Source organism: Verrucomicrobiota bacterium (assembly GCA_016200005.1).
Lineage (GTDB): Bacteria > Verrucomicrobiota > Verrucomicrobiia > Limisphaerales > PALSA-1396 > PALSA-1396.
Window position 1 is genome coordinate 130,409 of the sequence record JACQFP010000020.1, and the last position, 23,259, is coordinate 153,667.

At 57.1% G+C, this 23,259-nt stretch carries 23 protein-coding genes; 6 read left to right on the forward strand and 17 right to left on the reverse strand.

The genetic code is table 11. The features are described from left to right. Positions 1-147: 147 nt before the first annotated feature. Both HY298_06745 and HY298_06750 read right to left on the reverse strand, forming a co-directional pair. Positions 148-1,194: a zinc-binding dehydrogenase gene (locus HY298_06745; protein ID MBI3849975.1), complete on the reverse strand. Its 1,047-nt coding sequence runs from the start codon at positions 1,192-1,194 to the stop codon at positions 148-150. A gap of 63 nt (positions 1,195-1,257) precedes the next feature. Next, on the reverse strand, positions 1,258-1,941 hold the full coding sequence (locus tag HY298_06750) for a hypothetical protein (GenBank protein ID MBI3849976.1): 684 nt from the start codon (positions 1,939-1,941) through the stop codon (positions 1,258-1,260). Positions 1,942-2,135: 194 nt separating this feature from the next. Here HY298_06750 and HY298_06755 point away from each other — a divergent pair, with 194 nt between their 5' ends. Together HY298_06755 and HY298_06760 are read left to right on the forward strand one after the other, a co-directional pair. Further along, positions 2,136-2,387: a hypothetical protein gene (locus tag HY298_06755; GenBank protein ID MBI3849977.1), complete on the forward strand. Its 252-nt coding sequence runs from the start codon at positions 2,136-2,138 to the stop codon at positions 2,385-2,387. Continuing rightward, positions 2,371-2,799 (forward strand): putative toxin-antitoxin system toxin component, PIN family, encoded by a 429-nt coding sequence (locus tag HY298_06760; protein MBI3849978.1) that lies wholly within the window; start codon positions 2,371-2,373, stop codon positions 2,797-2,799. The genes HY298_06755 and HY298_06760 overlap by 17 nt, the downstream gene beginning before the upstream one ends. 315 nt (positions 2,800-3,114) lie before the next feature. Here the strand turns inward: HY298_06760 and HY298_06765 are convergent, their stop codons facing one another. From HY298_06765 to HY298_06780, 4 genes are all read right to left on the reverse strand, one after another. Next, positions 3,115-4,986 (reverse strand): ATP-binding protein, encoded by a 1,872-nt coding sequence (locus HY298_06765; protein MBI3849979.1) that lies wholly within the window; start codon positions 4,984-4,986, stop codon positions 3,115-3,117. 347 nt (positions 4,987-5,333) lie between these two features. Continuing rightward, positions 5,334-6,323, reverse strand: coding sequence for an alpha/beta hydrolase (locus HY298_06770; protein MBI3849980.1), 990 nt, complete (start codon positions 6,321-6,323; stop codon positions 5,334-5,336). Between the two features lie 11 nt (positions 6,324-6,334). Further along, positions 6,335-7,144 carry an MBL fold metallo-hydrolase gene (locus HY298_06775; GenBank protein MBI3849981.1) on the reverse strand — a complete coding sequence of 270 codons (810 nt, stop codon included), beginning with the start codon at positions 7,142-7,144 and terminating at the stop codon, positions 6,335-6,337. Between the two features lie 21 nt (positions 7,145-7,165). Further along, a complete protein-coding gene (locus HY298_06780; protein MBI3849982.1) occupies positions 7,166-7,471 on the reverse strand; it encodes a hypothetical protein in 306 nt (101 codons plus the stop codon). 16 nt (positions 7,472-7,487) lie between these two features. On the opposite strand from HY298_06780, the gene rpoN reads away from it, so the two are divergent. Beyond that, positions 7,488-8,987: an RNA polymerase factor sigma-54 gene (rpoN, locus tag HY298_06785; protein MBI3849983.1), complete on the forward strand. Its 1,500-nt coding sequence runs from the start codon at positions 7,488-7,490 to the stop codon at positions 8,985-8,987. A 26-nt stretch (positions 8,988-9,013) separates the two neighbouring features. On the opposite strand, the gene def is transcribed toward rpoN, so the two are convergent. The 3 genes from def to HY298_06800 are packed head-to-tail and all read right to left on the reverse strand — an operon-like array spanning position 9,014 to position 11,702. Continuing rightward, positions 9,014-9,583 carry a peptide deformylase gene (gene def, locus HY298_06790; protein MBI3849984.1) on the reverse strand — a complete coding sequence of 190 codons (570 nt, stop codon included), beginning with the start codon at positions 9,581-9,583 and terminating at the stop codon, positions 9,014-9,016. A 43-nt stretch (positions 9,584-9,626) separates the two neighbouring features. Further along, positions 9,627-10,748, reverse strand: a complete 1,122-nt coding sequence (locus HY298_06795) for a hypothetical protein (protein MBI3849985.1) — start codon at positions 10,746-10,748, stop codon at positions 9,627-9,629. Between the two features lie 51 nt (positions 10,749-10,799). Further along, positions 10,800-11,702 (reverse strand): ParB/RepB/Spo0J family partition protein, encoded by a 903-nt coding sequence (locus HY298_06800; GenBank protein ID MBI3849986.1) that lies wholly within the window; start codon positions 11,700-11,702, stop codon positions 10,800-10,802. Positions 11,703-11,812: 110 nt separating this feature from the next. Here HY298_06800 and HY298_06805 point away from each other — a divergent pair, with 110 nt between their 5' ends. Then, positions 11,813-12,247 carry a DUF309 domain-containing protein gene (locus HY298_06805; protein MBI3849987.1) on the forward strand — a complete coding sequence of 145 codons (435 nt, stop codon included), beginning with the start codon at positions 11,813-11,815 and terminating at the stop codon, positions 12,245-12,247. Between the two features lie 212 nt (positions 12,248-12,459). Here the strand turns inward: HY298_06805 and HY298_06810 are convergent, their stop codons facing one another. The 7 genes from HY298_06810 to HY298_06840 form a co-directional block, all read right to left on the reverse strand. Then, a complete protein-coding gene (locus HY298_06810; GenBank protein MBI3849988.1) occupies positions 12,460-13,731 on the reverse strand; it encodes a PQQ-binding-like beta-propeller repeat protein in 1,272 nt (423 codons plus the stop codon). A gap of 288 nt (positions 13,732-14,019) precedes the next feature. Further along, the gene (locus HY298_06815) at positions 14,020-15,276 is read right to left on the reverse strand and encodes a PQQ-like beta-propeller repeat protein (protein MBI3849989.1); all 1,257 of its coding nucleotides are present in this window, start codon (positions 15,274-15,276) and stop codon (positions 14,020-14,022) included. Between the two features lie 401 nt (positions 15,277-15,677). Beyond that, the gene (locus HY298_06820) at positions 15,678-16,958 is read right to left on the reverse strand and encodes a PQQ-binding-like beta-propeller repeat protein (GenBank protein MBI3849990.1); all 1,281 of its coding nucleotides are present in this window, start codon (positions 16,956-16,958) and stop codon (positions 15,678-15,680) included. Between the two features lie 9 nt (positions 16,959-16,967). Continuing rightward, positions 16,968-18,725 (reverse strand): SIR2 family protein, encoded by a 1,758-nt coding sequence (locus tag HY298_06825; protein MBI3849991.1) that lies wholly within the window; start codon positions 18,723-18,725, stop codon positions 16,968-16,970. Between the two features lie 152 nt (positions 18,726-18,877). Further along, on the reverse strand, positions 18,878-19,024 hold the full coding sequence (locus tag HY298_06830) for a hypothetical protein (protein ID MBI3849992.1): 147 nt from the start codon (positions 19,022-19,024) through the stop codon (positions 18,878-18,880). Between the two features lie 140 nt (positions 19,025-19,164). Further along, on the reverse strand, positions 19,165-19,629 hold the full coding sequence (locus HY298_06835) for a hypothetical protein (GenBank protein ID MBI3849993.1): 465 nt from the start codon (positions 19,627-19,629) through the stop codon (positions 19,165-19,167). A gap of 4 nt (positions 19,630-19,633) precedes the next feature. Further along, on the reverse strand, positions 19,634-19,900 hold the full coding sequence (locus tag HY298_06840; protein MBI3849994.1) for a helix-turn-helix transcriptional regulator: 267 nt from the start codon (positions 19,898-19,900) through the stop codon (positions 19,634-19,636). A 109-nt stretch (positions 19,901-20,009) separates the two neighbouring features. Between HY298_06840 and HY298_06845 the strand changes: the two genes are divergently transcribed. After that, a complete protein-coding gene (locus HY298_06845; GenBank protein ID MBI3849995.1) occupies positions 20,010-20,534 on the forward strand; it encodes a hypothetical protein in 525 nt (174 codons plus the stop codon). A 91-nt stretch (positions 20,535-20,625) separates the two neighbouring features. Here the strand turns inward: HY298_06845 and HY298_06850 are convergent, their stop codons facing one another. After that, positions 20,626-22,032: a right-handed parallel beta-helix repeat-containing protein gene (locus HY298_06850; protein MBI3849996.1), complete on the reverse strand. Its 1,407-nt coding sequence runs from the start codon at positions 22,030-22,032 to the stop codon at positions 20,626-20,628. Positions 22,033-22,227: 195 nt separating this feature from the next. On the opposite strand from HY298_06850, the gene HY298_06855 reads away from it, so the two are divergent. Then, positions 22,228-23,259, forward strand: coding sequence for a hypothetical protein (locus tag HY298_06855; GenBank protein ID MBI3849997.1), 1,032 nt, complete (start codon positions 22,228-22,230; stop codon positions 23,257-23,259).

Here is a 23,259-nt window from a genome sequence, read left to right on the forward strand (position 1 = left end):
TTTGATGTTTGATTGAGAATCGCGGGGAGCAAGCGCCCAAAGTTGGGTGCAGGCCGGGCCTGCTCTCGGCTTGCAGGCGCTTCAGCACGTCCACCTCCGGTTGCAACGCGTCCAGCTCGGCCACGATCCGCCGTTGGGATTGCCAATTCATTCGCGGTTTGGCACGAGCACGATCTTGCCGGTCACACCTCCCCTGCCGAGCAATTCGTGCGCATGTTTTGCCTCAGCAAGTGGAAATCGCTGCGCGATCAGCGGCTTGATCTTCCCGTGTTGAAGGAGATCCAATAACGCGATCAGATCCTGTCGAAACACTGCCGGTCTCAGCCGCTTGAGCGTCTGGATGCTGTAAGGAATCACGCGTTTCCGGCCCGGAAGAAGCCAGCCGCCAACTATGAACAACCCAAAGATGCCGATCTCACGAAAGCGATGGCGCCGACCTCCACGACCGGAAGCCACCCGTCCGCCGCGCAGCGAGCCCGTAAGCCCATAAGCCACCACCCTCCCGCCACGCCGCAGAGCCTCGCGCGACCGCCAGATATGTTTGCCTCCGATCCCGTCGAACACCGCGTCAACGCCCTCGCTTGTGAGGCGGTGAGCTTCTTTCACAAAATCTTGATGCACGTAATCAATCGGGATTCCGCCAAGACTGATAACCGTCGGCTCCCCCCGCGATGAACAGGTGCCGTACATCTCCAGCCCAGCGAGGCGACCAAGCTGCAAGAGTGCCGTGCCGACTCCGCCGGACGCGCCGTGAATCAAAACCCGCTGGCCTGAACTGACCTTTGCCGAGCGATACAGCATTTGGTAGGCAGTGACGTAGTTCAAAATGAGGCTGACAGCCTCGACGGCGTCCAACCCGGATGGCACCGGAACCAGTTCGCGTTGCTGCAGACAAACGAATTCCGCGTAAGCACCGTGGATTGGCAGGGCGGCGACTATCTGACCTGGTTCGATTCCAGAGACACCGTCGCCGAGCCGATCCACCACGCCGACCAGATCCCAACCCGGCGTGAACGGCACTGGGGGCGTCTCGGGATGAATACCCTCGCGCATCATTACATCGGGCAAGGAGACGCCTGCAGCCAGCACCCTCACCCGCACCTCACCCGGCTTTGGCCCGGGGCATTCTTCTTCGACGACCTTGATCGCCTCGGGTCCGCCGTAGTGGGTGACGATGATGCGCGTGTGTTTCACTGGCAAATCAGCTTGGGAAGATTATTCCGGCCCATTTCCCGCCTGGGGTGCCTTGGTGGTTGTTCATAATTCTCCTTTGAAGGCTTTGTCAAGAATGGCGGGGAGCAAGGCGGCCAACTCGGCGGCGGTCTCGGCTTGCAGGCGCTTCAGCGCGTCCAACTCACTCCAAATCTTTTCGCCGGTATGTTGCTGCTCGATGTCCGGCATCGGGATTTCTATTTCGAGAAATTGCTCTGGCCGGGTGCGTTCGCGCCGACCACCGACCCCGCGCGTCGCGTGAGTCAACCGTCCCCAGAACCATTCGGTTCTGACAAGCGGGTCTAAATACTTTGCGCTTGCCTCCGCTTCCACGCATCGGAATGTTCGATACTCAGGCGACACATGCCACCCAGATAGCTCGGGTGGACAAACGTCCACCGCTCCCTCCCAACCTTTAACTTGGCTCAAAACCAAAGCACCTTCGTAGAGTCGATTAAAGGCTGGGTATTGCGTCCCCGTTCCTGGGAGCGCAGATTTCCCAAACAAACCTGCACCGAAACTCTTGATCCCGACCTGTGGATAAGAACCCTCAAGCCGCACCGGCACTTCTTCTTCGTCAAGATGGAGTAAATCGCGAAGTTTTCTTTTGCGGCTGCCCGCCAAACGCAAGTGCAGACTTGTGACAAGCTTCGAGGCGTCAACTGATTCGCCACGTTCTGTCGGCGTCAGCACCTCGCCCAGCCGCACGGTTGGCCACGGTTTGGTCATGCGCGTGCTTCCTTGCGGGAGCGGAGCGCGGTTGTGTCCAGCGGACCAGCCGCAGCACCTTCGCCACGAATAGCGCGCTCGAATCCTTCCAACGCGCCCCGGTCTGCGGACGTGCTGCGGGTGGCGCTCCGCACACACCCGCGCTCCGGCCTGATTTGACAGGATGCGGTTGTTGCTGGCATCTTGTCGCCGTTATGAGCATCACCGTCCAACTCGATCTGCCGGAAGCCCTGGTCGCCAAGGCGCGGGCCAAGGGCTTGCTCAACCCCGCCCATTTGACCCAGTTGATTGCACGCGAACTGGCGGAAGATGAGGACACCCGCAATTTCTTTCAGATGGCCCGGGAAATTCGTTCCCTGCCCGGCGAACCGATGACCATGGACGAAATCCAGCAGATCGTGGAAGAAGTCCGGACCGAACGCGCCGCGCGTGAAGCTGGTCATTGACACCAACACGCTCGTCTCCGGCACGCTTTGGAGCGGGCCACCCTCCCGATTGATTGATGCGGTGGAACAGGGGCGAGCAACCCTGGTGTTGTCGGCGGCGCTGCTTGCCGAGTTTGGCGATGTGGTCGGTCGCGACCGGCTTGGTGGCCGGCTGGCGCTGCACAATGTCACTCCGGCCAAGCTGGTCGCCCGCCTTGCCCGGCAGGCTGAATTGGTTTCCCCTGCACCGATCCCTTTGCCGCCATCCCTGCGCGACCCGAAGGATTTGATCGTGTTGGCAGCGGCGGTGGCGGCGCGAGCAGACGCCATCGTGACTGGCGACGATGACCTGCTCTCGATGAAATCGTTTGCAGGCATCCCGATCATGAAAGCCCGGGAGGCACTGGAAAAACTGGGACTGCCAGCAGAGTGATTCATGCTTTGTGTTTCGCGAGGAGTTCGGTGATGTTCCTCATGATTTCCGCGATCCGCTGCTCTTTCTTCAGAAGTTCGGCAGCGAGTTGGCGGAGAGTCATCATAAAAAAAGGCTAAAGGTTGAATGCTGAATGCTAAAGTGGTTTTTAGATTTCCAATCCATTTTGTTTCAGCCTTTAGCTTTCAGCCTTCAGCCTTTCCAGTTGGTGTCGCGCGCGGATTTCAGGAGCGTCCCGAGGGATTGGGCGGTGGTGGGTTTGGTAACAGGTGTTGACATCAATAATTCCAAAACTTCTAAACGAGTTGAGTTGGGTTAAACCTCTGCGAGGGTTTTCATGTCAGTGAACCAACTGAGAACATGGCCATCTGGGTCAACCTGATCCAAACGACCCTTTGTCATCAACACAGCGGCATGTTCGTTGAGATTACGCTTCACGTTTGAAATCTTCTTCTCTTTCACATCCTCGGCGAGCGCTGCCCATGCCGTGGGACTCCCGGTTGCTGCGTGAACCATCTCTGCGATCTTGGCTGGAACGTCATCGAACTCCGCGAAGTTGGCAACCAAGCCGAGAGCGATGTTACACACACTGGCGTAGGCTTCGTTGATCGCCTCGAAATGCAGGTAGTTCTCCATTTCTTTTTTGCCCGTGATGACTGCCTTGCATCTAGCACGCGCGTTAATCGCGTCCGCTTCCGCCTGATACTTCGCGGCTGTCGGCGGAGGCTCGTCCCTATCGAAAAGATGGAATTCAGGTCTGGACAGAGGCTCAAGGCGCGAGGTCCAAAGTGCCAAGGACGAGCCCCCGAGAGGGAAGAAAATCAGCTCCGAATCAAGCTCCATCTTCTCCAAGTCAAACACGTCACAGCCCGCTTGCCGAAGCACCCTTGCCATGTTCTTGAGGAAAGCAATGTCGTGTCGCCCTTCGACTCCGATGAATAACTTGATGGCGTTATCCGGGAGGACGCCGAGCGATTTGGCGAACAGCGCATTCGTTTCGCCACCGCCTTGAAGAACTTCTCGTGTCTTATCCGGTTTAAGGTGGATGTATCGCAAATATGTGTCCGGTAGCGTTCGGGCGAGCATAGGAGTATGCGTCGTGAGGATGACTTGGCTGTCCGTGGCTAAGTCCAGGAGTGCGCTGACGAGCAGCCGCTGATTGTGCGGGTGTTGACTTGTTTCTGGTTCTTCGATGGCGTAGATCACTGGCGCATCGTTCTTCTCACGCGCCTGTTGCTCCGCTTTTGCGCGGAAGAAATTGAGCAGAACTAGGCGCTTCACACCGCTACCACGCTTGTTAATGGGAATGTCTTCGTCACCAGTGATGCTCACATTGAAAAGCGTCTCCCACTTCTTCAGCGTAATCTGTGGATTCAACTGTTGCGCAAGTGACTCGTCCATCTCCTTTAGCTTTTCGAGCGTCGCCTTCGCAATCCGTCGAACCTCAGTTTCGACATGGCTTGCGATGGCGTTCAGTTCCACTTCTCTTTGCTTGATTGCTTCCTTGACCGCAGTTTTGAGCGGATCTTGCGCTTCTGGATCTTGGTCTGTGCTTGCACGATCCGATTTGAAAAGCGCAAGCAATGGAACGTATGCCTTGATTCTGTCCCACGGCTTGTTTGTTTTGTCTTCATTGAGCGGAACAAACACCGTCTTTAGTTTCAGGTCGCCGACTGATTCACGAATGCGTTGCCTCAACTGTGCATTTACCTTGGGGTCAACGCCGCTCAAATTGACTTTCAATTTCTCAGCCCGCTTCTTCAGCTCTGGGTTTTTTAACTGGACCAGGTCGGCAACGTCGTCAGCGGTGGGGTGAAGGGCGAAAGCCGTAACGCTGGTGCATTTAGGTGTTGCGAGGTGGCCGCTGAAGGTCTTGTGAATTTCAAGTCGACCGTCCGCGTTAAGGAGATATTCGGCCTGGAATGATGTTGGGTTGTCTTCGTCAATGATTACGCTGAGAGGCAGTCCAGTGAACTCGCAAATTATTGTGAGGTCTTTTCCCTCACCGTCTTTGGTCGCGTCATGCTTGTCTGGCGCGCCTTCATTCAAAAAGATGTCGAGCGCGTCCATCACTGAGGACTTACCAACATCGTTCTTGCCGACGAAGGCTGTCATGTCATCGAAATCAAATCTAAATTCCTTCTTATAGCAGCGGAAGTTTCTGATTCGTAGGCGGGCGAGTTTCATGGAGATTTGTCACGCCGAATACAGCAGCTTTTGCAGTTGGTTGACGGCGTTGCTGTGCATCGTAGGAAAATGCTGAAGGCGGAATGCTAAAGGCTGGAATTGTTTCTGAGGGCGCGGTTTCATTTTCTATTAGCGTTTAGTGGGGCAAGGCTACTGACGAGCCGGCTCGCGGGGACGCTCGCCCCACCAACTGCCGGCGTGCTGCGGCTCACAGAGCCGCGCTCCATTCCGGCGTCCGGCCTGTTCTCCGTCCTTTTGGGCGTGATGAAGGTTCTGCAAGTATCGGCTCCAGCGATCATGGGTCACTGTCAGCCAGCCTACTCGTCGTTTGGAAAAAATGAAGGAGTTTATTTCGGCAACGGCAGGTATTTTGCGAAGAATTGATCCATGAAATACTCGCAACGGTGATGGACGATCTCGGCGGCGTCCATCGTGTGCGGCCAGCCTTCCAATCGGTCATAAACCACCGGGATGCCCAATGCCTTCAACCGCGACGCGAGCCGGTCGGATTGTTCGATGGGCACAACATCGTCGATGGTGCCGTGGAGAATGAGCGTGGGCGGATCGTCTTTGGTCAGGTAGTTCATCGGCGAGAGGCGCAGATAAAGGCCGGGCGCTTCGTCGTAGGTTTTGTCGCCGAGAAACTTTTTCACAACTCCGGCTTTACGGGCGAAGTCGGTGGTCAAATCGTACGGGCCGTAAAAGTCCACGACGGCCTGCACGCGGCTGCTGACTTTCGGATTGCCGCCGTTGCCTTCCAGATCGGGAACATCGGAAGAATAACCAACCATCATTGACAAATGTCCACCGGCCGAACCGCCAATCGCGGCGATGTGGTCGGGATCGACGTGAAACTTGGCGGCATTGGCGCGCAGCCAGCGGACGGCGCATTTGGCATCCTCCACGGCGGCGGGAAACGGCGCTTCACCGGAGAAACGATACGAGATGGTCATCGCCACGTAACCTTTTTGGGCGTACTCTACCGTGTAGGGTTTGTAAACGTCGCGGGAACCACCCGACCATCCTCCGCCGTGAATGAAAATCAGTCCCGGCACCGGTTTCGATATTTTTTCGGGCGCATAAAGGTCCAGGAGCAGCGCGCGTTCGCCGACTTTGCCATATTCGATGTTCTTCTGCTCGATCACACCGGGGGGCATTTCCTTGGGCGCTTTGACGAGTTTGATGTCGCCGGAGGCAATGGCGGCCATCACCTCGGAGGGAGTTTTGTAACCGGGCGCGGGCGGCGGCGTGTTCTCATCGCCAATGGAGGTGAAAGCGGGGAGCAACGACGCTGACAATGAGATGAAGACACTCAATGCGCGATTTGCGGAATTCATTTTCATCATATTCACTGAAGCAGAGGCTGAACGGCAGGACGCTCCAATTGGGCGAGCGATAAAGTAGAGCAGGGGACATCCTGGGAGCTGGATTGAATCTGCACGTGGTGCGCGCCCATTCTTTGAAGGCGTTCGCTGACGACGCGATGGGCGAGTTCGGGCCGATTGCAGTCGCGGCTGAGGTGGCCGAGATACAAGTGCCGCAGTTCAGCGGACACAATCTGTTCGGCGGCGTCGGCAGCACCATCGTTGGAAAGATGGCCGTGCCGGCTCAGGATGCGTTGTTTGAGACTCCAAGGACGGCGCGTGTCATCGTGCAGCATTTTCACATCGTGATTGGCTTCGAGCAGGAGAACATTGGCGGAGCGGACGCGTTCTATGACGAGTTTGGTGGTGTGACCGAGGTCCGTAAGAAAACCAATGTTGCCCGCCGGAGTGCGCAACAGAAATCCAACGGGATCGGAGGCATCGTGTGGCACGGTGAACGTGTCCACGGTGATATCGCCGACCTCGAAGCTCGCACCGGTGCTGAACACACAACATTCAAATCGCATTTGAAGCTGGAACTCGATGGCCTCCTTGGTGAGCCGGTTGCAGTAGATCGGGACATTCAATTTTGCCCCGAGGCCGGTAAGTCCCTGGATGTGATCGGAATGTTCGTGGGTGATCAAGATGCCGGTCAAACTTTCCGGCGCGCGGCCGATGCTGGCGAGGCGCTGGCGAATCTGGCGGCCACTGAATCCGGCGTCGATGAGGATGCGGGCATCCGGTGTTTCCAGGTAGGCACAGTTACCGCCGGAACCGCTGCCGAGAATCGTCAAGTGAACAGCCACGATGCGACGTTAGTACGGCTGGCGTAGCGGGGCAATATTTTTCCTTAAGGATTTGGCGATGTTGAACTGGAACTTCTGAAAAGCACAGGTGCGCATTTCGATACTGCCTCCGAAACTGAAACGGAGCGCGTCTGTGTCGTCCTCGACCAGCCGCAGCACGTCGAAGTGCCCAGAGGCATTCGGTTCATACGAGCGGCCACTGATTGCGAAACGGCTGCGGCTGGTCTTCGACACAGCCGCGCTCCGGGTGCGGTGCCAAGGATTCGCCCAAAGCAAACGAGGTGCCGCTTTCTGGCTTGTCAAAAGCTTGGCCATGCTTAAAGTCAGCCGCATGGCACAAGGCTTACACCTAGCCCAGAGAATGACGCAGTCGCAGGTGCTGGCACCGCAGATGTTGCAGTCGCTGGCCCTGTTGCAGGCGCAAACGCTGGAGTTGAAGGCGTTGGTGGAGCAGGAACTGCAACAGAACCCGGTGTTGGAGGAAGTGCCCCCGGCCGAACTGGAACAACAGGAGAAAGTCACTCAGGAAGGCAACGAACAAATCGATCAGGTCGATCCCACCGAGCCGCCGGAGGACGTCAATTTTGATCCCGCCACGGAAAAACCGAATGACGAACCGGTGGATGACTTTCAAGCCGAGTTCGAGAAGCTGGTCCAACTCGATCAGGAATGGCGCGACAATCTTTCCGACACCAACTTCCGCGTACGGTCCACCGCCGATGACGAGGAGAAGCGCCAGTTCATGTTTGATTCGCTCGTCGCCAATGCTTCGCTGCAGGAAGCGCTGCTGGAACAGGTCCGGTTGTCGAACATTCCCGAGGACCAGCGCCCCATCGCCGACATGCTCATTGGCAACATTGATGACCACGGTTATCTCAAGGCCACGGTTGAAGAACTGGCACAAACCACCAGCCTGCCACCGGAAAAAATCCTGGAAGTGTTGAAGGTCGTGCAGTCCTTTGATCCGCCGGGGGTCGGAGCGCGGGATTTGCAGGAATGTTTGCTGTTGCAATTGGAGCGTGCCGGGCAGACGGCGACGTTGGAATACCAGATCATCAGCAAATACATGGACGCGCTGGGCAAACGGCGCATCCCGGAAATCGCCCGCGGCCTGGGCATTGAAGTGGACGAGGTGCAGGAAGCGTTGGAACGGATTGCGTGCCTGGAACCGCGACCGGGCCGGGTCTATCTCTCGGACAACAACCAATACATCAGCCCGGAAATCTTCGTTCAAAAAGTTGGCGATGAGTTCGTGGTGACAAACAACAATGAACAGATTCCTCATTTGCGAATCAGCAATGCTTACAAGGACCTGATGGCCGCGGGCAACAACGCGCCGGAAGTCCGCAGTTATATCCGGGAAAAAATCCGCGCGGGAAAGTTCCTGATCAAAAGTCTGCACCAGCGGCAGATGACGATCTTGAACATTGCCAAACAGATCGTGGAACGGCAGCGCGAATTCATGGAAAAAGGCGTGGCATTTCTCAAGCCCCTCACCATGCAACCGGTGGCCGAGGCCGTGGGCGTTCACGAAACCACGGTGAGCCGGGCTGTTTCCGGCAAATACATGCAAACGCCGCAGGGCGTTTTTGAGATGAAATATTTTTTCACCGGCGGCATTCAGACGTCCGACGGCGTGGGCGTTTCCAATACCACGGTCAAGGACATGGTGGCGGAGATGTTTCGCAACGAGAACCCGGCCAAACCACTGTCGGACCAGGAGATTGTCAAGATGCTGGCCGACAAGGGAATTGTCATGGCGCGACGCACGGTGGCCAAGTATCGCTCCGAGTTGAACATCCTGCCGTCAAACCTGCGCAAGGTTTACTGATTTCGTTTTGTTCCTCTGGCAGAGCCTTATTTCTTCTTGAACTCAGCTTTGGTGGCGGCTTGCAGTTCGTCGAGTTCCTCTTTGAAGGACGCTTTGGTTTCTGTCGTCATGCGGTCGATAAACAGGATGCCGTGCAGATGATCGGTCTCGTGTTGCACAGCGCGGGCGAGCAGGCCACCGCAACGGAATTCCAGCCGTTCACCTTTTTCATTCAGCGCGATCACATCCACGGATTCCGGGCGCGTGATGTCGGCAAAAATTTCCGGAAAGCTCAGACACCCTTCCGGCCCGGCGAGCGGTTTGCCCACGGCCTTGACCTCCGGATTGATCAATACCAGTGGCATGAAAGCGTTGACGTCGGCAAGCCGCCCGTTCAATTCGAGAGTGGACGGACGATCCGTCACGTTGCGCAAGTCGAGCACCGTCAGTTGCAGCGCGTGGCCGACCTGTTGCGCGGCCAGACCGATGCCGCGGTTGGTGTTCATGGTTTCAAACATGTCCGCGATCAGTTGTTTGATGGCGGGCGTGATGGTCTCAATGCGCGCTCCTTTCTTGCGAAGCGTCGGATGGCCATATTTAAGAACGGGCAGGTTCATCTAACACGAAAGTATCACGAGCGATTTTCTGAAGTGAAGCAAGCTAATCTGCCGGCCAGCGACACAACAACGAGGCCACGTCCCCGATGGTCGGGCTTTGGCCGGTGCGCACGTAATGTCCGCTGGTGGCGACACCCGTCAACAAGCAGAGATCGTTTTCAAAGCCAAGCAGCTTGCCGAGGCAAAAACCGGAATTAAAATGGTCTCCTGCGCCGGTCGTGATCAACGGTTCGCCGAGATACGGCCCGTCCACCCGCTGGACGTTTCCCTCGCTGACTGCCAGCGCAAAGGAGACTGGATGCACAACCAAGGTGTTGACGGGCACCCGCCGATGGATTTCCAGCGCGGTTGCCGAAAGTCCTTCGGCTGATCGGTCGTGTGTCGAAAGTCCCAGCACCGCGCCGATTTCGCCCGCTTCCTTTTCATTGAGACCCAACAACACATCAAAATGTTTTTCAAAGGCGACAATCAATTCCAGCGCACGCCGGATGTCTTCGGGGTTGCGCTTTTCCGGGTCCGCCAGGTCGATAAACATCCTGCGCCGCGAACCGTTCAATCCCGGACAAACCTCCTTGAGCAACGCCGCCCAGACATCGCTCATGTAGGGCAGCATCGTCCAGTTGACGAAGCCGATGAGATCGGCCTGGCTGAGTTGAGCGGCCAGTTTGTCGCGACCGAACCGCGTTTCAATGTTCGGCCAGTTGACCTCTTTCAACGGCGTGTGTTTGCCGAGCATGATTTTGCCGTCTGCAAATTCCAGCGCATCGGTGTGGCCCGGCTCGGCGATGCTGTGGACTTCGGCGCGCCGCGCAAATTCGGCGAACACGGGATGGAGATTCGGATAACCCAGCGTGCCGAGGTAAGTCACCTGGAGTCCGAAGCGGGCGAGCGCGTCGGCCATGATGGGGCCGTTGCCGCCGAGTTTGGTGCGTTGGTTGACCAATTCGATGTTGGTGCTCTGTCCGGCCGCGGCGGCCAGCCGTTGCGACAACCGGGCGATGGTGGGCAGACGTTGGAAGGATTCGGCGCTGTCGCGTTTATCCACGACGTGCACGATTTCATCGACAAAGCCATCCAGACCGATAAACGCCTTCAGTTCGCGGGCGCGCGGGCTGGCGGCGCGGAGTTGATGTGCGCATTGTTCGCGGAGGTCCGTCGGTTGCATGAATTGATTGGGTTGGGTAAAGTTCGTTTGTGCGGGTCGGTGCGCAAATCCTCAGTCGGTTGTCACCCCGACAATTTGCAAAATGCGCTCCAGATCGTCGTCGTTGAAGAAGGATACTTCCAGCGCGCCTTTGCCGTGGTGATACTTTAAGTGAACCTTGGTACCAAACCGTTCCCGCAACCGGCCTTCCAGATCCGCCAGATGAGAATCACGCGTGAGCGGAATACTGAGCGAGGTTTTTCGGTTCGCGCCCGCTTCCCGGGCTTGCAGCCGGGCCACGAGTTCTTCCGTTTGGCGAACGTTCAAGCCATCTTTGATGACACGTTCCGCCGCGAGTTTCTGCTGCTTTTCGGTGGCCAGACCGAGGATGACCTTGGCGTGGCCGACGGAAATGCGGCCTTCGCGCATCTCCTTCTGGACGCCCTCGGGCAATTTCAACAGGCGCAGGGCATTGGCGACGACGGCGCGACTCTTGCCAACCTTGGTGGCGACGTCGTCCTGCCGAAGCTGAAATTGTTCGACGAGTTGAGCGTAGCCGAGCGCTTCCTCGATGGGATTGAGATTCTCGCGCTGCAGGTTTTCGATCAGCGCCAGCTCGAGCACGGCGGCGTCATCCGCGGTCCGCACAATGACGGGCACCTCGGCCAGCCCCAGCAACTGCGCCGCCCGCCAACGACGTTCGCCGGCGATCAATTCCAGATGTTCGCCGACCTCCCGCACGATGAGCGGCTGAACGATGCCCTGTTCCTTGATCGAATCCGCCAGCTCGCGGAGCGTGTCCACGGAAAAATCCTTGCGCGGTTGAAACGGGCAGGGGCGGATACGGTCGAGGCCGACCCGTTGCACCTGTTCAGTTGTTTCGATGGTGGCGGACGCCGGCGGCGGCGGCGTTACGACGGAGGAAGTCCCGCCCAACAGCGCGCCGAGGCCGCGGCCCAAAGCTGTTTTTGCCATGACGCGAGAGTGTCGCAGGGTGGGGGAGTTGTCAACGCGAAGCCGCAAGCCAAATGTGAAGGCGGCGTAATCCGCTTTCCGTTTCACGGTTCGCGATTTACGCTGACCTGGTGAGCAAGAAGAGCGGAAAAATCGCGGCGTTGATTGAAGATTGTCGCGGACGCGATCTGGACGCGCACTACCTGGGATATTTCGAATGTTTCAATCGCCAGCTCTTTTATGAGGCGCACGATGTTCTGGAAGGACTTTGGCTGGCCGACAAGCAGGGGCCGAATCATTCGTTCTACAAGGGGTTGATCCAACTGGCCGGGGCTTTTGTGCATTTGCAGAAAGATCGCCTGCGTCCGGCGGCGGCCTTGTTCAAACTGGCCCGGGCAAATCTCTTGAAATATCCTCCGGTTCACCAGCGGCTTGAAGTCGTCCCAGTGCTTGCCTGGATCGAGCAATGGCTTGGCGAATTGGAGTCCAACCATTTTACTGTCAACCCACTCACGCCGGACAATGTTCCGATGCTCCATCTCCTGCCCGAAGCGGATGGCCGCTGATTTGTTGTAGCTTTCCGCAGCCGTAGAAAATTTCCTCGGAGTTACGGCGCAGCCGCTGGCGCAAGGGAGCGCGGAATTTATTCTGCCTCGATGTGGTTCAGCGCACGGAGCATGGACTCGTGGGAAAGGCTGAAGTCCAAATGCCAAAGTCATTTTCAGCATTCAGCATTTAGACTTCAGCCTTTCTTGGTCGTCCGACGTTTCTGTGACGCTCATGGCTTCGTTGCCAGCGAGGCGCAGATCAGTTCATGGCAGTTTCGAGCGAAGACGTGCCGGTTGGCAAAAGCCAGCGGGGCAAAGACTATCTTTCGATCACCAAATTGGTAATCGGGTTCGATCAGTTGGACGCGGCTCTGTTCATAATAACCCGCCGCATCCAGCCGCGCTCGGATCAGGTTGCCCTGGTCGGTGAAGATCAGCACCGAATCACCGTTGGGCGTCAAATGAATCGTCGCGGCATTGGCGAGTCCGGTCACCTTGTCGGTTTCCCAGACTTGTTTGCCGGTGCGCGCTTCCAGACAAACCAGGCGACCACCCATTTTCCCGGCAAACACATGCTCGCCCAGGATCAACGGCATGCACGTGTGGCTCAGGACGCGGAGCGACAACGCTTTCGTCTCCGGCCAAAGCACCGACGCAGCCGGTTTGTTGCGACCAAGTCGGAACATCAACCCGCTAACCAGCAACATTTCGCCGCGATGCACCGGAGTCGCCACCGCGTAATCTTCGCGAGTAATGAGTTCCTCTCGCCACCAAGTTTTGCCCGTTGCCGGATTTAACGATGTCACGGCTTTGGGCGTCCAGACAATCAACTGTCTTTTCCCGCCGGCGCTGATGACGATGGGCGAACTAAAAGCGTGTGGTGGGTCATTGAGCGCGCGCCAGACTTCCTTGCCCGTCCGTTTGTCGAAGGCAACGACGCACGCGCTCGGCTTGCCACAGATGAGAACAACCAGAAGACCGCCTTCAATCAAAGGACAGGAGGTCATTTCTGGAGACTCCTCCAAACGGTAGGTCTGCGTGAGTATCTTTTTCCAGATCAGCCTGCCCGTGCGCGCATCGAGACACAACAGATCGCCCGTCGCTCCCAGAGTGAACAGGCGACCGCCTTCGACGATGGGTGTCGGACACGGCCCGGAAGGGCTGCCCTGTTTCTGTTGTTCGAAGGCTCGTTCAACATAATGGACTTCATTGGAGGAAATCCAGAGCGGTTTCCCACTCCGCTCATCAAAGCAGTGAACGCGCTCCCATGACTTGGGCTTCTCCAATCTGGAGTCTGTGACATAGACACGACCCTTGGCCACGACTGGTGAGGAGAATCCCGCACCAATCGGCGCGCGCCAGCGAACCTTCAATCCTTCAGCCGGGAAAGTTTGCAGAATGCCGGTTTCGTTCCAGACGCTGTCGCGGTTGGACCCGCGGAACTGCGGCCAATCCTCCGCCCGCGCTGTAAGGGACAACAGCAAGGCAAGCGCAACAGGCAATCGATTCAGAGCGCTGAGCCTGGACCCGGGGGAAAGGCTCAAGTCCGAAGGCCGCAGGCTAAAGGCCATCTTTCGAGCGCTTGTTGATTGTCGTAAGAATGGCAGTGAGTTCAAGGCTTTGGATGAGTAAGGACCCGAATCGCAAAGGTCTTTGTTCTCGGTTTCAAATCTTTCGGTCGTTCACTCATGGCCGAAAGGCTAAACGCTCAAGGCTAAACGCTAAAGTCATTTTCAGCATTCAGCATTCAGCATTTAGACTTCAGCCTTTCCTGCCACTTCGTGTGACCCTCACGGCCTCGCTGCCAGGGAGGCGCAGATCAGTTCCTCGTCGTTGCGGGCAAAGACGCAGCGATTCACATAAACCGGCGGAACCCACGCAAGCCTTCGCGTCCCCAAAACTGAAGTTGGTTTGAGCAGATGCACACGGCTGATCTCGCGGTAAGCGTCAGGCGCGAGGCGCGCTAAGATCAAGTTCCCTTCGTCTGTGAAAAGGAACGTGGCACCACCGTTGGGCGTCAGGTGGATGCTGGCGCCGAATTTCAGCTCGGTCACGTTGGTCGTCCCCCATAGCTGTTTGCCGGTCCCCGCCTCCAGACAGACCAGTTCCCCGCTAGATTTCGCCGAATACACGTAGTCGCCCTGCAACATTGGCGTCGAGGTGTTGCTCAAGAGTCGTTTGGAGGGAGCCATCGTGTCTGGCCAGAGCACCTTGGCCGCGGGTCGGTTGGTGTCCAATTCAAACATCAAACCGGAAATCAGCAGCCGGTTTTTCTGAACGACCGGCGTGGGGATTGAATCGTTGCTGCTCGTCACCATCATTTCCCGCCAGTAAGTTTCGCCGGTGGCGGGATTCAAGGAAGTTACGGACGTGTCGGTCCAGACAATCAACTGCCGTTTGCCGCCAGCCACGATGATCAAGGGTGAACTATTGGACAATGGGTTATCCAACGCTTTCCAAACCTCCTTCCCCGTCCGCTTGTCGAGCGCGATGACACAGCCGCCCGGCTTGGCGCCGGCGAACAAGATCAAAAGATTCCCTTCAATCAACGGTGACCCACGGACACTCAGTATTCCGACTTCGTATTTCTGGTCCAGATGTGTTTCCCAAATTACTTTGCCGCTCCGCGCGTCCAGACAATCCACCTGACCGCTTCGGCCAGACCAGTAAACCTTTCCGGCTTCGACGATCGGTGTCGCGGCCGGACCGCCGCCTTGTTCAGGGACGAAGGCAAAATCCGGATAAACTAATTCGTACTCACGGCTCCAGATCAACTTGCCGGTCGATTCCTTAAAGCACTGGATGCGCTCCCAAGCTCTTGGCTTCACCAACCGCATGTCGGTCAGGTAAACCCGGTCAGCAACTACCACCGGACTTGTCCAACCTGGCCCCACCGGCGTTCGCCAGCGAAACTTCAATCCCTCAGCCGGGAAAGTCCTGAGAATACCGGTCTCGTTCCAGACGCCATCACGGTTCGGTCCGCGCCACTGTGGCCAATCCGCTGCCTGCACCTCCGCCGTCGTCACCGGCAGGAGCAAAGCCAACAAAGTTGCCAATCCAATTCGGGAGAGAATCAACGAATGAGAGTAGGCGAATCGAGCCCCTGAACCCACCCCCAGCCCCTCCAAAGAGGGGAGCAGCGCACAGTGGATTGTTCCCCTCTTGGGAGGGGTCAGGGATGGGTGGGTCGGTGGGAGGTTCATGGCAAAATCATCGACACGTTCCTGATGCGCGAGGTCATATTCTTTTCAACCCGAACTCCGATGTTGCGGGGAGCACGCCCGCCCCGGGCGTAGCGGGACGCGCCCTCGCGTCCCGCATTCGACGCGCAGGGACTCGCAACCGTCTTGGAAATTTCCATGCGCCCGATGTTTTCCGCGAGGGCGCGGAAAACAGCACCCGTGGCGGGTGCGCTCCCTTTTCGATTTCAGAGTGCGAGTTCAACCAATCAATCCTCCCCAATGCAATAAAGGTGCGCGTCGGTGCGGAGAAATATCTGACCGTCGGAGATGGCCGGCGTGGCATTGCTCAATTCGCCCAGATCATTCATCGCCAGGACCTCCAGCTTCTGCGGGTCGGGGCGAAAGACAGTGGTGACACCTTTTCGGCTCGTGACATACAACCGCCCGGCGGCCATCACGACCGAACCCCAGCTTTCTCCGCCTTCGAGCCGCTCGATCCACCGAACTTTTCCCGTCGCGCATTCCATGCACTGCGCCGTCCCCGGTCCGGCGTTGACGAGGAAGACGTTTCCACCCACGACCACGCCGGAGCCAACGCGTTGAGTCTGTTTCTCCAGCCACAGCCGGTTGGAAGCAGTCACGTCGCCAACGCCGCCCAGCTTGAAACCAAACGTCGGTCCGTTGACCCATCCCGAAAATGCGACGCCGATTTCGCCGGACACCACCGGCGAAGGATAGACCAGATCAGCCAATGCTTCCGCCAATCCCTCGCAAAACCACAAGCGCCTGCCGGTCTTCGGATCGCAGGCGACCAACTGCGTGAGCATGCTGCATAGGATCTGGTCCTTGCCGCCGACCTTGGCGACGATGGGCGTACACCACGAGCCCCAATTTCCTTTGAGGAGGGTTTTCGGACCGCCAGGCTCGTCGAATTTCCAGAGCAGTTTGCCGGTCTTCAGGTCAAGCGCAGCCAGAAAGGCCCGCTCGCCCGGACCGAAGTTCAAGATGATCTTCCCGCGATGGAGAATCGGCGAGGAGCCGTAGCCCCATTCATTGCGCACTTCACCGAGATCCGTTTTCCAAAGTTCTTTGCCGTCGAAGTTGTAGCAAAAGACACCGGCCGAACCGTGCCAGACCACGACGCGCGCGCCGTCGGCTACGGGAGTTGATCCGCAGTAGGGATTCGATTGGTGCGTGGGTTCAACTGTGGGAAACTCGACCGTCCGCACCCAAAGTTCCTTGCCCGCCCGGCGGTCGAAGCAGTAAAGGTTTCGCTTCTTTCCCGCGTCTTCCGCACAGGTGATGAAGACGCGCCCATGCGAAACGATGGGGCTGCTGTTACCCGGACCCGGAAGAGTCACCTTCCAGCGGACGTTATTCGTCGGTCCCCAATGGAGCGGGGCCTTGTCCTCCTGAGCGACACCGTTCCCGAAAGGCCCGCGGAACTGCGGCCAATCCCCTGCCCTCGCCGTCAGGGACAACAGCAAGGCAAGCACAACCAGCGTACGGAGAGATTTGGTGGGGGTTGGTTGAGCTATCTTAAACATGCATTTGTTTTAATGAAATGGAAGGATGCTAATGAACACGTCAAATTTCGCCTTCGCCTGCTTTGCTTGCTCGAGAGAGCCGCCAAAGAGACCCGCTTTGAGAGGTCCCCAGTTTGAGCCTTGAGCTTCAATCTCCGCTTGGATTGTATTTGTGGCGCGGTCTCCTCCGAAACGCTGTCCTCGCCACGCGAAGCGACCGACCGGCCCCCACCACCCGTTTTGAACTTCCCGACGGTTCTTGTCCGCATGTATGAGTCCGAAGAGATATTCAAATCGATCAAACGCCGTTTGGTATTCCTCCTCACCGGGGAGATATTCTCGAAGCGGCAGACGGAGTTTTGAAAAAAGATAGTCGCTGATCGGAGTGTAATGCTTATCCAAAGCAGGAAGCAGGTGGCCGACCTCGTTTTCCATTACGCGAATCGGGTAAACGACTGAACAAATGGAATCTTTTTCCTCTCGGTCATTTCTTACTTTTGCCCGCGTCGCGATAGAGGCAAAGTTTTGATAATTCCCTGCCGCTATCGCAGCGATTCCACTGCCATAGAGAAGCAAAAGCGCTGGGTACCGCCGCAGGCTCAGTAAATACGTCAACCCGCTTTCGCTTTTCGCTGAATTGGCGATTCGTTCGAGGCAATCCATCCAGATTTTTGCGTGCGCTTCATCTCCCCAATAGCAACCGGTGATCACAATCGCGAGTAGCGTTTCGCACAAGCCTTCATAAAGGATTAGTCGCTTGTTAAGTTCATCTGCCGGTGGCAGCCGAGTTTCGGCGGAGAATGTTGGCGCGTTTACTTCGGCGATCGTCTTCTCGGTTTCGTCAACCACCAAGTCACGAAGGCGAATCTTCGCGGCTGGGTCCACAAGGTAACGCTTTACCGCCGCCACAGCCATCTTGGCTGAAAGCGGATGAGGTGCAGCCATGTCTCCGAGTGCGCGCACTTTCACCCACAAACCCTCAAAGAATTGATTGCCGTCGCGAACCTGAATCACCTGTGCTTTCCGATGATCCACAAGGCGTTTCGCTTGGCCAGCGAGCGGAGAGCGCGTCGCCCAGTAAGTTGTGAATCGGCGGGAAGGGCAGCGTTCGATTGCCGCACGGAGCGCGATATCCCAATCGGCTGACCACCCGCAAACGATCAAGCCGTATTCGTCCACGACACGATCCAGCAAGCTGCTCAAGGCTGGATCGTAGGTGGCGAGTTCGGATTCGGTATTCTTGATGCGAGTATCGAGGTAGTCACCGTGAAGCTTGATCAACGTAGCGCCCGAATGGGTCAGGGGGAGAGCACCCGCGACCTGGTCTGGCGTGCTGATGACACTTGGGGCAACCCCGACCTCCTCCAACGCTTTTTCAATCAAGCGATCAAAATTCGTCGTGATGATCACACGCGCATATCCTGTTGCGACAAGTTGAGCGATGGCTTTGTGTCCGGAGCTTGGAGATTTTAGGCCTTGCGCTCGCTCTTCTTCATTCGGTTCGAAATAGCTCCGGAGCAACTGCTGCCGCTCTGTGGGAGTCTTCGCGATCACATCGAGAAGCTTGCCGTAGTCGGGATCAGTTGCGTGTTCCTGCTTAAACCAAGCGGCTGGGTCAGGCTCGCAGTCTTCTCCCTCTAACTTTGCAACCTTCCGAATGAGGTCGAGGACTACCTCCCAACCGGTGGGAATTTCTGATGCGCGTGAGATGCCTGATCCAAGTAAGAGAGCGTAGGCGCCTTTGTTTGAATAAACCGAAAAAGCAAGGGAAACCATCGGATCAATCATTCGTAATCCTCCTTGTCAAGATCGCCTCTCAGTAGCGCCACGAGGAATTGGGTGTTACCGCGCCAAAGATTGATCACTCGTGCCATTAAAGGAGATTACCTTGACCTCGCTCCGGCAAACAAGGTGAAGTTGTCGGCGCTGTCCCCGACGACCTAGGAAGTTTCCTCAACTACGGAGAGAGTTTCTCCCCCCGGTTCGATTAATCCCGGCAGCGTGCCGAAGTCGCGCTCGCGGTTGGGATCGGCGGTCTTGCAGGTGGCGGGGATGCTGCTTTGCAGAAACACGATCAGGTCGGCCATCTCCTGTCACCCGAGCAACGACACCCCGCCGCTGATCTATCCCTGCCACTTCAATGGTGGCTTTGTGCATTGGCCGAAGGAGAAGGCGCGCAATCCAAACGCCATCGTGAGCAACGAGTGGACGCGCGCGTTGCGAAGTCCTAAAAGCAAATGCTCCAAGTTGGATAGATGCCCTTCGCTCGGGCGAAGATTTCGGCTAAACTCAATTCGATGTATTTGCCATTTCCTGTGTTCACCAGGGCGAACTTAAACTGCTTCCGCAGGCTTTGGGCAACGAGCACCTCTGCACCGGTGAGTGCAAAGAAGTATTTGGAGAAGTCCGAGGCCAGTTTTTTCTTGGTGGATTTGATTTCGTAAATCGTAATCCTCTCAAGATTACGCTCGACGTCGGCTAGGTCGTTCAAATCCACCCGGCCAGCCAATTTGACGACATCGAATGCCCTGCCATAGACAACTTTTCCCTTCTTGGCAAAGGCGACGAGAAGATTCTGCTTTTGCTTTCCAGTGGGAATCGAAAACCCAACCTTCTTTGCAGCGAGAATCTCTGCGGCTTTCTTCGCCGTTTTCTGGCTGGACTGAAACTCAAGTGCCACTTCGCCTTTCATGGTTTCAGTCACCTTTTGCTCGCCGGGCTTTCGCCAACTTACCAGAATAAGCAGCCGCGAAGTCTTCTATCCTCATCCCGAGCGCTTCGCAAACGAGGACGGTTTCTACGAAGTCAAGGCGGCGCTCCCCGCTCTCGTATTTGCTTACGTAGCTCTGCGGCAAACCCAGACTTGCCGCCACATCCGCCTGAGTCAGATTCTTTGCGACTCGCGTTTCCTTCAGGAATTCGCGGAAAATTTCGTCTGCCTGGGTGTATCTGGTCTTCGACACCCGACGATGATATGCGGCTTGCAATGGATAACCCAAAACAGGATATTGTCGGTCGCGAATGCTACACCAAATTACAACAGCAGACGTTCAACTTGCGCTCGATAGCTTTGTGGAGGCCGGCTTGATCCGTGCGTCTTCACCGCCTCAAGCAGCCAGCATAAAGCGGTTTGGAAAAAGGCAGCGGGCGCTCATCAAAACCGTCGTCGAGGAGTTCTGCCCATGCTTCGTGCCGGCTGGAACGGTCGTTTACATCGGCGATGCAGAAGATAAGTTTTTGCACTTGGATGCCGACTATATGAAAAAGCTCGGCGGCGTCATTCCGGCGCCGGCGAAGATGCCGGATGTGGTTGTCCATGACACAAAGCGAAATTGGTTGCTCTTAATTGAGGCCGTAACGAGCGCCGGGCCTGTCGACAGAAAACGCCGCAACGAGTTGAAAGATCTGTTCGCCGGCTGCAAAGCGGGATTGGTTTTCGTCACCGCGTTTTCGACGCGCGATGTCATGCGGAGTTTCTTGACACAGATTTCTTGGGAGACGGAAGTGTGGGTTGCCGAAGATCCGGAGCATTTAATTCACTTCAACGGGGAACGGTTCCTCGGTCCTTATCCCGATGTAATGCCGGAGGTCATCTGATGCTCCCAGTCTGGTTCACCGGCTGGTTGCTTCCCATCATGGGCCTCGTCGAACGCCGCTTTGCGGAACATCTGGCGCAGTCGAGCTGGTGTTACTTGGTTCCTGGACCGTGTTCAGGACCGCCTTTTTGTTCTGCGCGAACGGTTAGATCCACGTCCTGCAGTTTGTTGCCCAGTTTTAGCGAGGGAGTGCCGGGCGCGATGACCAGGATTTTCCCATGCACATCGCGAAGGCCAACTTGACTTTGCTCCTCTTCCAACCGCACGGCCGGCCGGCCGGTCGTATCATAGACCGCACAGTTTTCAAAATCGATCCCGCCGAAATGGCTGGCATTGGTCGGGTTACGCGAGTGAAGGAGAATCGGCACGCGCGGTCCGCCGTCGCCCAGGTAAGGCGAAATCCAAGGGTTTCGGAAGGAGCAATTGACGAAGCGAACGCGGGCGCGGTCCGGGGATTTGTCATAGATCCGCACGCATTCCTTGCCGGTGTTTTCGGTGACGCAATCAATAAACTCGATCAATCCCATCGGCCCGTTGTCGCGCACGTTGCCGATGGCAATGCCGGCCACTCCGTTGATGCCTTGCTTGGGACCGGGTTCGGGCGGCGTGCGCCGGGCGTCCGTCATCCGGATGAGGCAATGTTCAAATTTGATCGACACCGGTTGGGAATTAGTCGTGAGCGGCTTGAGATAGATCAAGACTTCGTTGCCGTTGTTATTCTCGAACACACAGTTGCGGATCACGCAGTTGACGAGCCGCTGGTTCTCGCTGTCCGGTTCCAGATCGATGCCCGCTTCCGGCGCGGTGCCCCACGTGTTGGCGAAGGTGCAGTTCTCGACCAGCAGATTGACGGCGCTGATAACGCTGAGGCCCTGGCGATGGTTGTCATAGGCGACACAGTTACGCAGCGTAATGTCCTCGCTCCAGCCGAGGTCGCCTCCGCCGTCCACGTAAACGCCATCTCCGCCGCTGCTTTCGATCCGCAAGCCTTCAACGAGCACGTGACGGCAGCCGCGCAACGCGAGTCCCATGCGCCACTCTGCCTTGGTGTAGGGCGGGTTTTGATAATCGCGCTTGTGCATCCGCAAGGTCGCGCCGTAACCGCGCAGGACGAGGTTCGACTGGCCGACGGCGCTGAACAAACTATCGCCCCCGCCACGGAACTCACCTTTCTTGGCGAGGACGGCAACGCCCGGTTCAAAGATGATCTCCTGTTGGCTGCACAGTTGCAGCGGACGCACGATCCAAGGCTCGCCCATGTAAGGGATGACGAGCGTCTTGGCGCCGGAGTTGAGGGCGGCTTGAAGAACCTCGGTCGAATCGTCCCGGTTGAAACCCCACCACGCGGCGTTGGCCGAGGTTCGTTTCCCGGTCGCAACTTCGCTTACGGCGACTGGATTGCGAACCGGTGGGTGATTCGTGACTGCGCCGAGAGTGGCGACGGTTTCCAGACCGGAGATCATCAGCAAGATCGTGATCGCACGCAGGGGCTTGAGCATGACCGACACTATGAGGCGCTCCTGCCTCACGCGCAAGCTGTGAGCGGCGGCACTTGCAATCGGGGATGGGCAGGAGGCAGAACTATTTCCAGCGCGATCCGATCGAGATCAGCCTATGACCCTCCGTCGTGTAATCAGGAACAATGAACTTGACGAACATTTCTACACCGGGGTAAAAAGCGTGCAATCCAGCTTATGAAAACCCGCGCTTTTTTCCCGGTGCTTTCCGTTGTCTTGGTCGCGAGTCTTTTACCGACGTTGCAGATGTCGTGTCACGCGGCAGGGATTCTTTATTACCCACGCACGGATGGCGCGGTCGTTGGTTTGAACGTCCCCGCCGGGACGCAGGCCATTCTCGTGCCCGCCTCGTCCTTCGCCGGGGCCAATCCCGGCGCAGGCCGCGAGACCGCGTTCGACCCGGAAACCCGCTTGCTTTGGTATACTGCCACGGACAACCAGATTCATTCGGTCCACGTGGATGTGCTGACAGCAGGGCCGGGTATCACGAACGTTCCGGGCGCCATTATCGGAGGCAGCCGGCATGTGTTTATCGACTATACGCGGCGAAAGCTGCTCGTACCGATTACCGATGGCTCGATTCAAATGTACGATCTCGCAAACCAGCAGACTAACGGCTCCATTCCGGCAACCTTTTTTACCGACGGGAATGTGGGGGCATTCCGTCACTTCGCCGCTGATCAGCGCGCCGGGACGTTGTGGTACGCCGCGACCGACGGTTGGTTTCGGGAGATGAACCCGGACACCATGAACCACACGGGAAGGATTATCTCGTTCAGCGCACAGACCGGCGCCAATCCGGGCGCATTCCGGCATTTGGTGGTTGATCCGATGCTCAACCTGCTGCTCTACGCGGTTACTGACGGCAGCGTGGCATCAATCGACCTGACCACGTTGCAAGCCGGAACGTTAACGATGTCGAGTGGAGCGTTCGACACCGTTGACCCTGGCGCTGGTCGCATCATCACGTACGATGTCCAGTTCTTGAAAGTGTCGATGGTGGTCGGTCCGCCCGGTCAATGCTCACTCACCTGGCGCAGTCTGGGAACGAATTACGGCTACACGGTTGAATACCGCGATGCGTTGAACTCGGGGAATTGGACACCCGTGCCGCCGACCAACCAATGGCCCACGACGCTGACCTCCCTCAGCAACCAACCGCTATCCGGATTGAGCCGGTTTTACCGCGTGGTCGCGCAGCCACAATAG

Bases quoted from the DNA above. Each gene is read 5' to 3' on its own strand.
- HY298_06750 (MBI3849976.1), bottom strand. From the start codon at position 1,941: ATGACCAAACCGTGGCCAACCGTGCGGCTGGGCGAGGTGCTGACGCCG.
- HY298_06755 (MBI3849977.1), top strand. From the start codon at position 2,136: ATGAGCATCACCGTCCAACTCGATCTGCCGGAAGCCCTGGTCGCCAAG.
- HY298_06765 (MBI3849979.1), bottom strand. From the start codon at position 4,986: ATGAAACTCGCCCGCCTACGAATCAGAAACTTCCGCTGCTATAAGAAG.
- HY298_06770 (MBI3849980.1), bottom strand. From the start codon at position 6,323: ATGAATTCCGCAAATCGCGCATTGAGTGTCTTCATCTCATTGTCAGCG.
- HY298_06780 (MBI3849982.1), bottom strand. From the start codon at position 7,471: ATGGCCAAGCTTTTGACAAGCCAGAAAGCGGCACCTCGTTTGCTTTGG.
- rpoN (MBI3849983.1), top strand. From the start codon at position 7,488: ATGGCACAAGGCTTACACCTAGCCCAGAGAATGACGCAGTCGCAGGTG.
- def (MBI3849984.1), bottom strand. From the start codon at position 9,583: ATGAACCTGCCCGTTCTTAAATATGGCCATCCGACGCTTCGCAAGAAA.
- HY298_06795 (MBI3849985.1), bottom strand. From the start codon at position 10,748: ATGCAACCGACGGACCTCCGCGAACAATGCGCACATCAACTCCGCGCC.
- HY298_06800 (MBI3849986.1), bottom strand. From the start codon at position 11,702: ATGGCAAAAACAGCTTTGGGCCGCGGCCTCGGCGCGCTGTTGGGCGGG.
- HY298_06820 (MBI3849990.1), bottom strand. From the start codon at position 16,958: ATGTTTAAGATAGCTCAACCAACCCCCACCAAATCTCTCCGTACGCTG.
- HY298_06825 (MBI3849991.1), bottom strand. From the start codon at position 18,725: ATGATTGATCCGATGGTTTCCCTTGCTTTTTCGGTTTATTCAAACAAA.
- HY298_06830 (MBI3849992.1), bottom strand. From the start codon at position 19,024: ATGGCCGACCTGATCGTGTTTCTGCAAAGCAGCATCCCCGCCACCTGC.
- HY298_06835 (MBI3849993.1), bottom strand. From the start codon at position 19,629: ATGAAAGGCGAAGTGGCACTTGAGTTTCAGTCCAGCCAGAAAACGGCG.
- HY298_06850 (MBI3849996.1), bottom strand. From the start codon at position 22,032: ATGCTCAAGCCCCTGCGTGCGATCACGATCTTGCTGATGATCTCCGGT.
- HY298_06855 (MBI3849997.1), top strand. From the start codon at position 22,228: ATGAAAACCCGCGCTTTTTTCCCGGTGCTTTCCGTTGTCTTGGTCGCG.